This is a genomic window from Streptomyces sp. NPDC052721 (assembly GCF_040678315.1).
In the GTDB taxonomy this organism is placed as follows: domain Bacteria; phylum Actinomycetota; class Actinomycetes; order Streptomycetales; family Streptomycetaceae; genus Streptomyces.
Map to the genome: position 1 here is coordinate 396,653 of NZ_JBFATL010000001.1, position 13,722 is coordinate 410,374.

The following is a 13,722-nucleotide window of genomic DNA, read 5'->3' on the forward strand; positions in this document are numbered from 1 at the left end:
ATGAGTGACCGGGAGAGGGAGGGGGCCCACGTGCTCATCGACACCTACGGCCGAGTGGCCACCGACCTGAGGGTCTCGCTGACCGACAGGTGCAATCTGCGCTGCACCTACTGCATGCCCGAGGAAGGCCTGCAGTGGCTGGCCAAGCCCGACCTGCTCACGGACGACGAGATCGTCCGGCTCATCGACATCGCGGTCCGCACGCTCGGCATCGAGGAGGTCCGCTTCACCGGCGGTGAGCCGCTGCTGCGCCCGGGCCTGGTCGGCATCGTCGAGCGCGTCGCGGCGCTCGACCCGCGCCCGCAGATGTCCCTCACCACCAACGGCATCGGCCTCAGGCGCACCGCGACCGCCCTGAAGGCGGCGGGCCTGGACCGGGTCAACGTCTCCCTGGACACCCTCCGCCCGGACGTCTTCAAGACCCTCACCCGGCGCGACCGCCACAAGGACGTGCTGGAGGGCCTGGAGGCCGCCCGCGAAGCCGGTCTGACCCCCGTCAAGGTCAACTCGGTCCTGATGCCGGGGCTCAACGACGACGAGGCCCCGGACCTGCTGGCCTGGGCGGTGGAGCACGACTACGAACTGCGCTTCATCGAGCAGATGCCCCTGGACGCCCAGCACGGCTGGAAGCGCGAGGGCATGGTCACCGCGGGGGACATCCTCGCCTCCCTGCGCACCCGCTTCGAACTCACCCCCGAGGGCGCGGACGAGCGCGGTTCGGCACCGGCGGAGCGCTGGCTGGTGGACGGCGGCCCGCACCGGGTCGGCGTGATCGCCTCGGTCACCCGGCCGTTCTGCGCGGCCTGCGACCGCACCCGCCTCACCGCCGACGGACAGATACGCACCTGCCTGTTCGCCACCGAGGAGACCGACCTCCGCGCGGCCCTGCGCTCGGGCGCCCCGGACGAGGAGATCGCCCGCATCTGGAAGCTCGCGATGTGGGGCAAGAAGGCGGGAGCGGGCCTGGACGACCCGTCGTTCGTCCAGCCGGACCGCCCGATGTCCGCGATCGGCGGCTAGGCCCCCTCGGCCGCCCGCCACTCCTCGAACGCCACCACGTCCTTCAGGAACCCCCGGACCCCGAGGAACTGCGACAGATGCTCGCGATGCTCCTCGCAGGCCAGCCATGTCTTGCGCCGCTCCGGCGTATGGACCTTCGGGTTGTTCCACGCCAGCACCCACACGGCGGCGGCACGGCAGCCCTTGGCGGAGCAGATCGGGGTCTCGTCACTCACGGGTTCGTCTCGGGTTCGTCGCATGGGCTAGAGCAAGGCGACGCCGGGCAGCCACGGGGGGAGCTGCCCGGCGTCGGTCCATCGCTCCGACGGGGGATGCGGAGCGCGTACGCAGTATGTCACGGGCCCCCGCCGCCCGGCACCGGAACAGCAGGATTGATCTGAGCTTTTCTTGAGCTTGGCGCAGGGTCGTATTCCGCTTCCGGTGGGTCCGCCGTGCTCAGGCCGGGCCGGCGCGCTCACCACGCGCTCCGGGCGCCGGATTCGTCGGCACATCCTCCGCCGCGGAATCCCGCACGGACTCCCACGCGGATTCCGCCCGTCCGTCCTCGGCCCCTGACGGCGCGATCATCGGCCGCATCGGCGTGGTGACGAACGTGGACGGCAGGGACGGCGGCTTCTCCCGGCCCGCGTTGGCGATGACCACCGCGACATAGGGCAGCACCGCGCCGAGCACGAGCGCGACGATCGCGACGTACCGCTCGACGTTCCACAGGGAGACCGCGAGAATCACCGACACCGTACGGATCGACATGGAGATCACGTACCGCCGCTGCCGGCCCCGGACATCTTCCGCGAGCCCCGTCCGGGCGCCGGTGATCCGGAACACCTGGACGCTGCCGCCGTGCTGTTTCCGCATCACATTCCACCATCCGCCCGCATCGGACTCTCCCCGGCCCGCACCCTCGTCCACCTCCGGCGGGGAAACCGGCCGGGACACCTCCCACGTTACGCCGCGCCCGCGCCGCCTTCGAGACCGGGTCGCCCCCAGCCTGCGACGACGCCCGCCGCCCCGCCGCGTACGGGGGAACCCGACATGCGCCGTACGGCGGACCGAACCACACTGGCCGTAATGCTCACGTCGAGCCGTACGAGGAGGCAGCCATGGGCTGGTTGTGGGCGATCATCGTGGGATTCGTGCTGGGTCTCATCGCCAAGGCGATCATCCCGGGCAAGCAGCACAGCCCCCTGTGGCTGACCACCATCTGCGGCATGCTCGGCGCCATCGTCGGCAACGCGGTCGCCCGCGCCGCCGGTGTGGAGGCGACCCGCGGCATCGACTGGAGCCGCCACATCTTCCAGCTCGTGGCCGCGATCATCATCGTCGCGGCGGTGGACGCCCTGTACATGGCGACACTGGGCAAGCGAAAGCACCAGCGGGCCTGACCGCAAAGGGGCGCGGGGCCATGGACGACCCGCCATGACGCGGCCGCGGTCGTCCGTGGACCCACGCCCCTACGACGCTCAGGCGCCCGTGACCTCGACGGCGGCCAGGTTCTTCTTCCCGCGCCGCAGCACCAGCCACCGCCCGTGAATCAGATCCCCGGCGGACGGCACCGCGTCCTCGGCCGTGACCTTCACGTTGTTCACGTAGGCCCCGCCCTCCTTCACGGTCCGCCGCGCAGCCGACTTGCTGGCGACCAGCCCGACCTCGGCGAACAGGTCGGTCACCGGAGCCAGCTCGGTGACCTGGACGTTCGGTACCTCCGACAGCGCCGCCGCCAGCGTCCGCTCGTCCAGCTCCGTCAGCTCGCCCTGCCCGAAGAGGGCACGGGACGCGGCGATCACCGCGGCCGTCTGGCCGGCGCCGTGCACCAGTGTCGTCAGCTCCTCGGCGAGCGCCCGCTGCGCCGCCCGGGCCTGCGGACGCTCCTCCGTCTGCCGCTCCAGCTCCTCGATCTCCTCACGGGACCGGAAGCTGAAGATGCGCAGGAACTTGGAGACGTCCCGGTCGTCCGCGTTGACCCAGAACTGGTAGAACGCGTACGGCGTGGTCATCTCGGGGTCGAGCCACACCGTGCCGGACTCGGTCTTGCCGAACTTGGTGCCGTCCGCCTTGGTGATCAGGGGGGTGCCCAGCGCGTGCACCACGGCCTCCGGCTCGACCCGGCGGATCAGGTCCGTGCCCGAGGTGAGGTTGCCCCACTGGTCGCTGCCGCCGGTCTGCAGCGTGCAGCCGTGCCGCCGGTACAGCTCCAGGAAGTCCATGCCCTGGAGGATCTGGTAGCTGAACTCGGTGTAGCTGATGCCCGCGTCGGAGTTGAGCCGGCGGGAGACGGCCTCCTTGGCGATCATCTTGTTGACCCGGAAGTGCTTGCCGATGTCCCGCAGGAACTCGATGGCCGACAGGCCCTGGGTCCAGTCCAGGTTGTTGACCATCACCGCGGCGTTCGGCCCGTCGAAGTGGAGCAGCGGCTCGATCTGCGCGCGCAGCCGCTCCACCCAGCCGGCGACGACCTCCGGCGCGTTCAGCGTGCGCTCGGCCGTGGGCTTCGGGTCGCCGATGAGACCCGTGGCACCGCCGACCAGCGCCAGCGGACGGTTGCCCGCCTCCTGGATGCGGCGCATCGTCAGGATCTGCACGAGGTTGCCGAGGTGCAGGCTGGGCGCGGTCGGGTCGAAGCCGCAATAGAACGTGACGGGGCCGTCCGCGAACGCCTTGCGCAGTGCGTCCTCGTCCGTGGAGAGGGCGATGAGCCCCCGCCACTTCAGCTCGTCGACGATGTCCGTCACGGTTCTCGTGTCTCCTTGGTGATCTTCGGGCAGCCGGGTGACACCCGACCACGAACGCCTACGAGGTTATACGCCCTGACTGACAGAGCTCATGTTGAAATCGGGGATCCGCAGCGCGGGCATCGCGGCCCGTGTGAACCAGTCGCTCCACTCGCGCGGCAGCGTCTTCTCCGTCCGCCCGGCCTCCGTGGCCCGGCCCAGCAGGTTCACCGGCGACTCGTTGAACCGGAAGTTGTTCACCTGCCCGGTCACCTCGCCGTTCTCCACCAGGTAGACCCCGTCCCGGGTCAGGCCCGTCAGCAGCAGCGTCGCCGGGTCGACCTCGCGGATGTACCACAGGCAGGTCAGCAGCAGCCCGCGCTCGGTGTCCGCGACCATCTCCTCCAGGGAACGGTCGTCACCGCCGTCCAGGACCAGGTTGCCGAGCACCGGGGCGACCGGCAGCCCGGTCAGGCCCGCGCTGTGCCGGGTCGTGGTCAGGTGCTTCAGCACGCCCTCGGAGATCCACTCGGTGGCGTGGGTCGGCAGCCCGTTGTCGAACACCGACTGGTCGCCGCCGGAGGAGTGCGCGACCACGAAGGGCGGGCACTCCAGGCCCGGCTCGTTCGGGTCGCTGCGCAGGGTCAGCGGCAGCTCGCTCAGCTTCTCACCGACCCGCGTGCCCCCACCCGGCTTGGAGAACACCGTCCGGCCCTCGGCCGCGTCCCGGCCCGACGCCGACCACAGCTGGTAGATCAGCAGGTCCGCCACGGCGGTCGGCGGCAGCAGCGTCTCGTAGCGGCCCGCGGGCAGCTCCACGCGCCGCTCCGCCCAGCCGAGCCGTACGGCCAGCTCGGCGTCCAGCGCGCCCGGGTCGACGTCCTTGAAGTCCCGCGTGGACCGGCCCGCCCACGCCGAGCGCGTACGGTCCGGGGACTTGGCGTTCAGCTCCAGCGTGCCGGTGGGCTGGTCGTGCCTGAGGCGCAGCCCGGTGGACGTCCCCAGGTACGTCGAGACCAGCTCGTGGTTGGCGAAGCCGTACAGTTCCCGGCCGCCCGCACGCGCGCGTGCGAAGGCCTCGCCGAGCGCCGGCGCGAAGTCGGCGAACACGGCGGAGGAGGTCTCGGCGGGCGCGTCCGTGAAGTCCGGGGACTCCGGCACCCCGCCGACCAGCGGCTGCGCGTCCTCGGCGGGCCCGGCACCGCGCGCGGCGGCCTCCGCCGCCCGCACCAGCGGCTCCAGCTCCTCGGCGGTGACCGCGGACCGGGACACCACACCGGATGCGGTGCCCTGCGCGCCGTCCACGGTCGCGATCACGGTGAGCGTACGGCCCCGTGTCACGCCGTTGGTGGTGAGCGCGTTGCCCGCCCAGCGCAGGTTGGCGGTGGAGTGCTCGTCGGCGATGACGACACAGCCGTCGGCCCGGGACAGCGCCAGCGCCTGCTCGACGACCTCGTGCGGCTTGTGGGTACGGGCGCTCATCGACCGGCCTCCTGCGTGGTGTTCAGAATGTTGACGCCCTTGAAGAGGGCGGACGGGCACCCGTGGGACACGGCCGCCACCTGGCCCGGCTGGGCCTTGCCGCAGTTGAACGCACCGCCGAGGACGTAGGTCTGCGGCCCGCCCACGGCGGCCATCGAGCCCCAGAAGTCCGTGGTCGTGGCCTGGTAGGCGACGTCCTTCAGCTGCCCGGTGATCCGCCCGTTCTCGATCCTGAAGAAGCGCTGGCCGGTGAACTGGAAGTTGTAGCGCTGCATGTCGATCGACCAGGACCGGTCGCCGACGACGTAGATGCCCCGGTCGACGCCGCCGATCAGGTCCTCGGTGGACAGCCCGGCCGGGTCCGGCTGGAGGGACACGTTGGCCATGCGCTGCACCGGCACATGCGCCGGCGAGTCGGCGAACGCACACCCGTTGGACCGCTCGAACCCGGTCAGCCGCGCGATCCGCCGGTCCAGCTGGTAGCCGACGAGCGTGCCGTCCTTCACCAGGTCCCAGGACTGCGCCGCCACGCCCTCGTCGTCGTAGCCGATGGTCGCGAGGCCGTGTTCGGCGGTGCGGTCGCCGGTGACGTTCATCAGCTCGGAGCCGTACTTCAGCTTGCCCAGCTGGTCGAAGGTGGCGAAGGAGGTGCCGGCGTAGGCGGCCTCGTAGCCGAGGGCGCGGTCCAGCTCGGTGGCGTGGCCGATGGACTCGTGGATGGTCAGCCACAGGTTGGAGGGGTCGACCACCAGGTCGTACAGGCCCGGCTCCACGCTCGGCGCCCGCATCTTCTCGGCGAGCAGCTCCGGGATCCGCTCCAGCTCGGTGTCCCAGTCCCAGCCGGTGCCGGTCAGATACTCCCAGCCGCGCCCCACCGGCGGTGCGATGGTGCGCATGGAGTCGAACTCCCCGCTCGACTCGTCCACCGACACGGCCGTCAGCTGCGGATTCAGCCGCACCCGCTGCTGGGTGGTCACGGTCCCGGCGGTGTCGGCGTAGAACTTGTTCTCGTGCACGGTGAGCAGCGAGGCGTCCACGTGGTCCACGCCGTTCGCGGCCAGCAGCCGGTTGCTCCACTCCGCGAGCAGCGCCGACTTCTCCTCGTCCGGCACCGAGAACGGATCGATCTCGTACGACGAGATCCACGTCTTGTCTGCGTGCACCGGCTCGTCGGCCAGCTCCACCCGCTCGTCGGACCCGGCGGCCTTGATCACCTGCGCGGACAGCTTGGCCATGGCCACCGCCTGCGAGGCGACCCTGGCGGCGGCGTCCATGGTCAGATCCACCCCGGAGGCGAAACCCCACGTACCGCCGTGCACCACCCGGACCGCGTACCCGAGGTCGGTGGTGTCCGACGATCCGGCGGGCTTGGCGTCCCGCAGCCGCCAGGACGCGCTGCGCACCCGCTCGAACCGGAAGTCCGCGTGCTCGGCCCCCAGCGCCCGCGCGCGTGCGAGCGCGGCGTCGGCGAGGGCCCGTAGGGGAAGCGCCGTGAAGGCTTCGTCGATGGAATGAGGCACGGAGGTCTCCCTGCTGTCGTGGCCTGTCGGCTCCGATCATGTCGCGGGACCGGTCCGGCGGACCACACCTTTCCGTCCCCGGAACGACGCGTTCTGTAGGGATCCGACAGCGACAGTCCCGCGCCACTGTCGGTGCCCGCTTGCCCGTGCGCGTGGCGGTACCGATAGGTTTTCGATGAAGCCGCCTGTCCTCCAGCTGTTCGGGCGGATGTGTGCAACCGCTATCGAAAGGGTGATCCGTTGAGCCGCTCGGTTCTCGTCACCGGAGGCAACCGGGGCATCGGCCTCGCCATCGCCCGCGCATTCGCCGACGCCGGCGACAAGGTCGCGATCACGTACCGCTCGGGTGAGCCGCCGGCCGGCTTCCTCGCCCTCAAGTGCGACATCACCGACCCCGAGCAGGTGGAGCAGGCCTACAAGGAGATCGAGGACCAGCACGGTCCGGTCGAGGTCCTGATCGCCAACGCCGGCGTCACCAAGGACCAGCTCCTGATGCGCATGTCCGAGGAGGACTTCACCTCGGTCATCGACACGAACCTCACCGGCACCTTCCGTGTCGTCAAGCGCGCCAACCGCGGCATGCTGCGCGCCAAGAAGGGCCGCGTCGTCCTGATCTCGTCCGTGGTCGGCCTGCTCGGCTCGGCGGGTCAGGCGAACTACGCCGCTTCCAAGGCCGCCCTGGTCGGCTTCGCGCGTTCCCTCGCCCGGGAGCTGGGCTCGCGCAACATCACGTTCAACGTCGTCGCGCCCGGCTTCGTCGACACCGACATGACCAAGGCGCTCACCGACGAGCAGCGCCAGAACATCGTCTCTCAGGTGCCGCTCGGCCGCTACGCGCAGCCCGAGGAGATCGCCGCGACGGTGCGGTTCCTCGCCTCGGACGACGCTTCGTACATCACTGGAGCCGTCATCCCGGTTGACGGCGGACTGGGAATGGGTCACTGATCACCATGAGCGGAATCCTCGAGGGCAAGCGCATCCTGATCACGGGTGTGCTGACGGAGTCCTCCATCGCCTTCCACGCTGCCAAGCTGGCCCAGGAGCAGGGCGCCGAGATCATCCTGACCGCGTTCCCGCGGCCCACCCTGACCGAGCGCATCGCCAAGAAGCTGCCGAAGCCCACCAAGGTCATCGAGCTGGACGTCACCGACGACGAGCACCTCGCCCGCCTGGCCGACGTCGTCGGCGAGGAGCTGGGCGGCCTCGACGGCCTCGTCCACTCCATCGGCTTCGCCCCGCAGGACGCCCTCGGCGGCAACTTCCTGAACACGCCGTTCGAGTCGGTGGCCACCGCCATGCACGTCTCGGCGTTCTCCCTGAAGTCGCTGACCATGGCCTGCCTGCCGCTGATGCAGAACGGCGGCTCGGTCGTCGGCCTCACCTTCGACGCCCAGTACGCCTGGCCGCAGTACGACTGGATGGGCCCGGCCAAGGCCGCCCTGGAGGCGACCAACCGCTACATGGCGCGCGACCTGGGCAAGCAGAACATCCGCTGCAACCTCATCTCGGCGGGCCCGATCGGCTCCATGGCCGCCAAGTCCATCCCGGGCTTCGGCGAGCTGGCCTCCGTGTGGGACAGCCGCTCCCCGCTGGAGTGGGACCTGAAGGACCCGGAGCCGGCCGGCCGCGGCATCGTCGCCCTGCTGAGCGACTGGTTCCCGAAGACCACCGGCGAGATCATCCACGTCGACGGCGGTCTGCACGCCATCGGCGCCTGACCGTCGCGGGACCGCGCCGACGCCCCGCTCCCCGCCACCGGCGGGGAGCGGGGCGTCACCCGTTCAGCGGGGGCGGGGCGTCACCCGTACGGCTCACCGGCCGGGCCGCCGCCGCGCGGACGGCGCACCCTGGATTACGCCCTCCCTCGCTCGTCCCTCCGCCGCCCGGCCGAGGAGGTCCCCTTGTGCGCCTGTCCCGCAGCCTGGCCCCGGTGACCGTGGCCCTCGCCCTCGTCCTGTCCCTGCCGTACGACGCGCTGCCGCACGCGCGCGTGAGCGACGGCAAGCCGCCCGCGCCGAGCCGGTTCGGCGCCTCCTGCCGTACGGCCGTCCGGGGCTCCCACGTGGTGACCTACTGCCACAACCCCTATGTCGACACCGATCGTGTGCGGCTGCACATCGAGTGCGACCGCTGGTGGGACATCGACACCGACAGCGCCCCGGTGGACGCCGGGCCCGCGATGACCGTACGGCTGACCGGCCGGTGCTGGAAGGAGGTCCGCTCGGTGTGGATCAGCCACCAGAAGGTGCGGTGAACCGGCCCGGGTCGCACAGGAACGGATAGCTGGCGGCCTCCGTCGCCGCCGCTTCCGCGTCCCCCGCGCGGATCGCGTCCACCAGACGTGTGTGGTCCATGTACGTCTCCGGGGTCAGCCCCGCCCCGACGTCCGCGCGCAGCCAGTCCCGCAGCACCTCGCCCAGGTCGGCGTACATCGCGGTCATCACGTCGTTGTGGGAGGCGGCCACCACGGCCAGATGGAAGGTGGCGTCGGCCGTCACGAAGGCCTCCGTGTCACCGCTCTCCCAGACCTCCTCGCGCCGGGCCAGCAGCGTGTCCAGCTGCTTGAGGTCCTTCTCGGTGCGGCGCTCGGCGGCCAGCTTCGCCGCCGCGGACTCCAGCGTGGACCGCAGCTCGGCGATGTGCCGCGGGTCGGCGCCGGCGAAACGGCGGTGCATCACCCCGGCCAGCTCGCTGGTGGCCACCACATACGTGCCCGAGCCCTGGCGGATGTCCAGCAGACCGTTGTGGGCGAGCGCGCGGACGGCCTCACGGACCGTGTTGCGGGCCACACCGAGCTGCTCGACCAGTTCCGGCTCCGTCGGGATGCGCGACCCGACCGGCCACTCGCCGGAGGTGATCTGGTTGCGCAGTTCGGCGATGACCTGTTCGGACAGCGCCGAACGGCGCGGGTGGCTCAAGGGCATGGCACACCTTCGCACGAGAGCCCGGGGCGCGCGGGCCACGGGTGCCGCGGGGTTGGACAACCAATCATCCCATGATTCTATGATGAGCCTCATGGCTAGTGAGGAAACCCGGACAGTGGAGACCCGTACGGCGATGTCATCGACCGAACGCGGTACGGCCGCGACGCGCACACAGGAGACGACGCCCGGCGCGGGCGGCACGCGCGCGTGGGCGGTCCGGCTGGTCGTCCTCGGCATCGTGCTCTCCGCGCTGAACCTCCGCCCGGCCATCACCAGCCTCGGCGCCCTCCTGGAGGAGGTCCGCGACGGGCTCGGCATGAGCGGCGGCGTCGCCGGAGTGCTCACCTCCGTGCCCCCGCTGTGCTTCGCCGTGTTCGGCGTCGCCGCGCCCCGCCTGGCCCGCCGCTTCGGACCGGCCGCCGTGGTGTGCGCCGGCATGGCCGCCATCACCGCCGGCCTGCTCATACGGCCCTACGTCGGCAACACCGCCGGATTCCTGGCCGCCAGCGCGCTCGCCCTCATGGGCATAGCCGTCAGCAACGTCCTGATGCCGGTCATCGTCAAGCGCTGGTTCCCCGACCGGGTCGGCTCCATGACCGGCCTCTACTCGATGGCCCTCGCCCTCGGCACCTCTGTCGCCGCCGCGGTGACCGTCCCCCTGACCGACGCCCTGGGCGGCGGCTGGCAGTCCGGCCTCGCCGTGTGGGCGGCCCTCGCCGCCGCCGCCGTCCTGCCCTGGCTGCCGCTCGTCCGCGACCGGGGCGCCGCCGCCGCCCAGCGGCGGGAGCCCGTGCGCGGGGCGGCGCAGCAGCACGCTCCGCTGCGCATCACCCGCAGCCGTACCGCCTGGGCGCTCGCCGTCTTCTTCGGCCTCCAGGCCACCGCCGCCTACATCACCATGGGCTGGATGCCGCAGATCTTCCGGGACGCCGGCGTGCCGGCGGGCACCGCGGGCGTACTGCTCGCCGTCACCATGGTGATGGGCGTCCCGCTGGCCTTCGTCATCCCGAGGGCCGCCACCCGGCTGCCCCACCAGGGCCCGATCGCGCTGGTCCTCGGCGCCTGCGGCCTCGTCGGATACGCCGGGCTGTACCTCGCCCCGGCCGCGGGCGCCTGGGCCTGGGCCCTGCTGCTCGGCGTCTCCAACTGCGCCTTCCCGCTCGCGCTGACGATGGTCGGCATGCGGGCCCACAGCGGTCCGGGCGTGGCCCAGTTGTCCGCGTTCGCCCAGAGCACCGGCTATCTGATCTCCATCCCGGGCCCCCTGCTGGTCGGCGTGCTCTACCAGCAGAGCGGCGGCTGGGGACTGCCGCTCGCCCTCATGGCGGGCCTCATGGTGCCGCAGATGGTGGTGGGCTTCCTGGCGGGCCGCGACCGGACGGTGGAGGACGAGGCGGCACGCTGACCGGCCGGTGCCCCCCGCGCCGCCGCGCGGGGGGCGAGGTGCGAGACTGGGCGCATGCAGCCTGTGCTCGACCCGAACCCGCAGAACGGCCAGAAGAAGATGCTGCTCGTCTTCGGCTCGTTCCTCGCCATCTTCGTGATCATCGCCATCGTGGCAAGCCTCGCGTCTCCGTGACGGCGGCGCGTCCGGCTTCACCGGTTCGCCCGGTTTTCCCTGTACGCCGGGTTCTCCGGGTCCGCCGGACGGATGGTGGGGCTGGCCCCCCGTCCCCTAGGGGGCAGGGGTCAGGGTCAACTGGGTGGAACTCCGGATGGGTTGGCCGCCCCGGCTTCCGTACCTTCGAGATGTGACCGCCCCGGGCGGTCACGCACCAGCTCGAGGACTCACGGAGGCGACCATGGCGGCCCGCACCCACTCCCGGCCCCACCCGGCGACCACGGGTGGCGTCGACATCCGGCTGCCCTGGTGGGCACTCGCCCTGCCCGCCCTCGCGTTCCTCGTGCTGCTCGCGCTGATACGGAACCCGTCGGACGCCCACGCGGCGACCGGCGACCCGGCGATCACGCGCCTCATGGAGCGCGCCCAGCAGCTCCTCGTGCGCTGACGACAAGCCCCCTCACGCGGTGAATCCGCATGTCAACTCCCTGCGCCGGCTGGCCTGTTTCATGCGAAGCTGGGACCCATGAGCGTCGCAGAACCCCGCAGGATCGTCCTCTTCCGGCACGCGAAGGCCGACTGGCCCCAGGTCCCCGACCACGAACGCCCGCTCGCCGAGCGCGGCCGTACGGACGCCGCCGTCGCCGGACGCAAGCTGGCCGACACCGGCATCACCTTCGACCTGGCCCTGTGCTCCACGGCGACCCGTACCCGCGAGACCTGGAAGCTCGCCGTGCACGAGCTGTCGCACCGGCCGAAAACCGTCTACGAGGAGCGGGTCTACGAGGCCTCGCCCGGCGAGCTGATCGCCGTGCTCAACGAGGTCCCGGACGAGGTGCGGAACGTGATCCTGATCGGCCACAACCCCGGCGTGCACGCTCTGGCCGACATCCTGGCCGGCGCGGCCGACGACGACGCCCGTGAGCGGATGGACCGGCGGGGCTTCCCCGCCGCCGCCTTCGCCCTGCTGTCCTTCGACGGCCCCTGGAAGGGCGTCGAGCCCGGCGTGGCCACACTCGTGGACTACTGGGCGCCCTCCGAGTGACCCGGCGCCGACACGGCACACCGGACGGCGAAGGGCCCGGCACCGCACACGGTGCCGGGCCCTCCCGGTAGCCGGGCGCGGGCAGCCCCTCGCTCAGCTCTCCTCGTCGTCGTGCATGTCGGCGGCCTCGACCTCTTCCCGGGTGATGCCGAGGAGGTAGAGGACCGTGTCGAGGAAGGGGAAGTTCACCGCCGTGTGCGCCGCCTCCCGGACCACCGGCTTGGCGTTGAAGGCCACGCCCAGGCCCGCCGCGTTCAGCATGTCCAGGTCGTTCGCGCCGTCACCGATCGCCACCGTCTGCGACAGCGGCACCCCGGCCTCCGCCGCGAAGCGGCGCAGCAGCCGCGCCTTGCCCGCACGGTCCACGATCTCGCCGGTCACCCGGCCGGTCAGCTTCCCGTCGACGATCTCCAGCGTGTTGGCCTGCGCGAAGTCCAGCCCCAGCCGCTCCTTGAGATCATCGGTCACCTGGGTGAACCCGCCGGAGACGACCCCCACCTGGTAGCCGAGCCGCTTCAGGGTCCGGATCAGCGTACGCGCGCCCGGCGTCAGCCGGACCTCCTCGCGCACCTTCTCCACCACCGACGCGTCCAGCCCCTTCAACAGCGCCACACGCGCGTGCAGCGACTGCTCGAAGTCCAGCTCCCCGCGCATCGCCGCCGCCGTCACCTCGGCGACCTGGTCCTCACAGCCAGCGTGCGCGGCGAACAGCTCGATGACCTCGTCCTGGATCAGGGTCGAGTCCACATCCATGACCACCAGCCGCTGGGCGCGCCGGTGCAGACCCGCCGAGACCACCGCGATGTCGACACCCAGTGCCGCCGCGTCGGAGGCCAGCGCCGTGCGCAGCGGTTCGGTCTCCACGCCGGACACCGCGAACTCCACCGCCGTCACCGGGTACTTGGCGAGCCGGAAGATACGGTCGATGTTGCCGCCGGCCTTCGCGATCCGGGCGGCGATCGCGGCGGTCGACTCGGCGGTGAGCGGGTGGCCGAGAACGGTCACCAGGGAGCGCCCGAGGCCACGCGGACGGTTGTCGCCGTGCCCCGAGATGATCTCCGCCTGCATCTTCATCGACTCGGCCCAGCTGTGCACGGTGGCCCGCAGGTCACCCTCCAGGCCGGCCGGCGGCTGGGTCACCAGCACGCACAGCACCAGGCGGCCCCGGGTGACGACCTGCTCGATGTCGACCACGTCGACGAGGTAGGCGGCAAGGGTGTCGAAGAGGCCGGCGGTGATGCCCGGCCGGTCCTTGCCGAAGATCTTGACGAGGAGGGTGGGGACCTCGGGGGTCTGCGAAGCGGAGGTCTGCGAAGCGCTCATGGTGTCACCACCGTATCCGGCACCCAGTGCCTCCCGCCGCCGAGGTCCGCCTGACGGACACGGAACAATCGGTGTCGACCCGGTGTCGAGGATCTTGCCACCGGAAAACGCCGCCGCTCACGCGCGAGCGACACCGCCA

General features: G+C 71.4%; 16 protein-coding genes. 9 read left to right on the forward strand and 7 right to left on the reverse strand.

Features of this window, described 5'->3' with window-relative positions; all coding sequences use genetic code 11:
• The first annotated feature begins 30 nt into the window (after positions 1-30).
• Entirely contained in the window at positions 31-1,020 is a 990-nt protein-coding gene (moaA, locus tag AB0L21_RS01860) for a GTP 3',8-cyclase MoaA (RefSeq protein WP_365698920.1), read from the forward strand.
• Here the strand turns inward: moaA and AB0L21_RS01865 are convergent.
• Positions 1,017-1,235, reverse strand: coding sequence for a hypothetical protein (locus tag AB0L21_RS01865; RefSeq protein WP_365698921.1), 219 nt, complete (start codon positions 1,233-1,235; stop codon positions 1,017-1,019). The two genes, moaA and AB0L21_RS01865, sit on opposite strands and share 4 nt — an antisense overlap.
• A gap of 220 nt (positions 1,236-1,455) precedes the next feature.
• Positions 1,456-1,875 carry a DUF3099 domain-containing protein gene (locus tag AB0L21_RS01870; protein WP_365781617.1) on the reverse strand — a complete coding sequence of 140 codons (420 nt, stop codon included), beginning with the start codon at positions 1,873-1,875 and terminating at the stop codon, positions 1,456-1,458.
• 245 nt (positions 1,876-2,120) lie between these two features.
• Here AB0L21_RS01870 and AB0L21_RS01875 point away from each other — a divergent pair, with 245 nt between their 5' ends.
• Entirely contained in the window at positions 2,121-2,402 is a 282-nt protein-coding gene (locus AB0L21_RS01875; RefSeq protein WP_356130125.1) for a GlsB/YeaQ/YmgE family stress response membrane protein, read from the forward strand.
• A gap of 78 nt (positions 2,403-2,480) precedes the next feature.
• On the opposite strand, the gene tyrS is transcribed toward AB0L21_RS01875, so the two are convergent.
• The 3 genes from tyrS to AB0L21_RS01890 all read right to left on the reverse strand — a co-directional run bounded on the left by tyrS (position 2,481) and on the right by AB0L21_RS01890 (position 6,730).
• Complete coding sequence (tyrS, locus tag AB0L21_RS01880) at positions 2,481-3,749, reverse strand: tyrosine--tRNA ligase (RefSeq protein WP_365698923.1); 1,269 nt, start codon at positions 3,747-3,749, stop codon at positions 2,481-2,483.
• A gap of 66 nt (positions 3,750-3,815) precedes the next feature.
• A complete protein-coding gene (locus AB0L21_RS01885) occupies positions 3,816-5,210 on the reverse strand; it encodes a TldD/PmbA family protein (RefSeq protein ID WP_365781619.1) in 1,395 nt (464 codons plus the stop codon).
• The gene (locus AB0L21_RS01890; RefSeq protein ID WP_365781621.1) at positions 5,207-6,730 is read right to left on the reverse strand and encodes a TldD/PmbA family protein; all 1,524 of its coding nucleotides are present in this window, start codon (positions 6,728-6,730) and stop codon (positions 5,207-5,209) included. Before AB0L21_RS01890 ends, AB0L21_RS01885 begins: the two co-directional genes overlap by 4 nt.
• A 240-nt stretch (positions 6,731-6,970) precedes the next feature.
• Between AB0L21_RS01890 and fabG the strand changes: the two genes are divergently transcribed.
• The 3 genes from fabG to AB0L21_RS01905 all read left to right on the forward strand — a co-directional run bounded on the left by fabG (position 6,971) and on the right by AB0L21_RS01905 (position 8,984).
• Positions 6,971-7,675: a 3-oxoacyl-[acyl-carrier-protein] reductase gene (gene fabG, locus AB0L21_RS01895; protein ID WP_365698926.1), complete on the forward strand. Its 705-nt coding sequence runs from the start codon at positions 6,971-6,973 to the stop codon at positions 7,673-7,675.
• A gap of 5 nt (positions 7,676-7,680) precedes the next feature.
• Entirely contained in the window at positions 7,681-8,448 is a 768-nt protein-coding gene (gene fabI / locus AB0L21_RS01900; RefSeq protein WP_365698927.1) for an enoyl-ACP reductase FabI, read from the forward strand.
• Positions 8,449-8,633: 185 nt separating this feature from the next.
• Positions 8,634-8,984 carry a hypothetical protein gene (locus AB0L21_RS01905; protein WP_365698928.1) on the forward strand — a complete coding sequence of 117 codons (351 nt, stop codon included), beginning with the start codon at positions 8,634-8,636 and terminating at the stop codon, positions 8,982-8,984.
• Here the strand turns inward: AB0L21_RS01905 and AB0L21_RS01910 are convergent.
• Positions 8,962-9,654, reverse strand: coding sequence for a FadR/GntR family transcriptional regulator (locus AB0L21_RS01910; RefSeq protein WP_365698929.1), 693 nt, complete (start codon positions 9,652-9,654; stop codon positions 8,962-8,964). The two genes, AB0L21_RS01905 and AB0L21_RS01910, sit on opposite strands and share 23 nt — an antisense overlap.
• Positions 9,655-9,736: 82 nt before the next feature.
• Between AB0L21_RS01910 and AB0L21_RS01915 the strand changes: the two genes are divergently transcribed.
• The 4 genes from AB0L21_RS01915 to AB0L21_RS01930 all read left to right on the forward strand — a co-directional run bounded on the left by AB0L21_RS01915 (position 9,737) and on the right by AB0L21_RS01930 (position 12,260).
• Entirely contained in the window at positions 9,737-11,059 is a 1,323-nt protein-coding gene (locus AB0L21_RS01915; RefSeq protein WP_365781623.1) for an MFS transporter, read from the forward strand.
• Between the two features lie 54 nt (positions 11,060-11,113).
• Positions 11,114-11,233, forward strand: coding sequence for an SGM_5486 family transporter-associated protein (locus tag AB0L21_RS01920; RefSeq protein ID WP_365698931.1), 120 nt, complete (start codon positions 11,114-11,116; stop codon positions 11,231-11,233).
• Positions 11,234-11,456: 223 nt separating this feature from the next.
• Entirely contained in the window at positions 11,457-11,663 is a 207-nt protein-coding gene (locus tag AB0L21_RS01925; RefSeq protein ID WP_365698933.1) for a hypothetical protein, read from the forward strand.
• Between the two features lie 78 nt (positions 11,664-11,741).
• Positions 11,742-12,260: a histidine phosphatase family protein gene (locus tag AB0L21_RS01930; protein WP_365698934.1), complete on the forward strand. Its 519-nt coding sequence runs from the start codon at positions 11,742-11,744 to the stop codon at positions 12,258-12,260.
• 93 nt (positions 12,261-12,353) lie between these two features.
• Here the strand turns inward: AB0L21_RS01930 and serB are convergent, their stop codons facing one another.
• A complete protein-coding gene (gene serB / locus AB0L21_RS01935; RefSeq protein WP_365698935.1) occupies positions 12,354-13,583 on the reverse strand; it encodes a phosphoserine phosphatase SerB in 1,230 nt (409 codons plus the stop codon).
• Positions 13,584-13,722 lie beyond the last annotated feature (139 nt).

Coding starts and splice junctions, on each gene's coding strand:
- AB0L21_RS01870 (WP_365781617.1), bottom strand. CDS start 1,875: ATGCGGAAACAGCACGGCGGCAGCGTCCAGGTGTTCCGGATCACCGGC.
- AB0L21_RS01875 (WP_356130125.1), top strand. CDS start 2,121: ATGGGCTGGTTGTGGGCGATCATCGTGGGATTCGTGCTGGGTCTCATC.
- AB0L21_RS01885 (WP_365781619.1), bottom strand. CDS start 5,210: ATGAGCGCCCGTACCCACAAGCCGCACGAGGTCGTCGAGCAGGCGCTG.
- fabI (WP_365698927.1), top strand. CDS start 7,681: ATGAGCGGAATCCTCGAGGGCAAGCGCATCCTGATCACGGGTGTGCTG.
- AB0L21_RS01910 (WP_365698929.1), bottom strand. CDS start 9,654: ATGCCCTTGAGCCACCCGCGCCGTTCGGCGCTGTCCGAACAGGTCATC.
- AB0L21_RS01915 (WP_365781623.1), top strand. CDS start 9,737: ATGAGCCTCATGGCTAGTGAGGAAACCCGGACAGTGGAGACCCGTACG.
- AB0L21_RS01920 (WP_365698931.1), top strand. CDS start 11,114: ATGCAGCCTGTGCTCGACCCGAACCCGCAGAACGGCCAGAAGAAGATG.
- AB0L21_RS01925 (WP_365698933.1), top strand. CDS start 11,457: ATGGCGGCCCGCACCCACTCCCGGCCCCACCCGGCGACCACGGGTGGC.
- AB0L21_RS01930 (WP_365698934.1), top strand. CDS start 11,742: ATGAGCGTCGCAGAACCCCGCAGGATCGTCCTCTTCCGGCACGCGAAG.
- serB (WP_365698935.1), bottom strand. CDS start 13,583: ATGAGCGCTTCGCAGACCTCCGCTTCGCAGACCCCCGAGGTCCCCACC.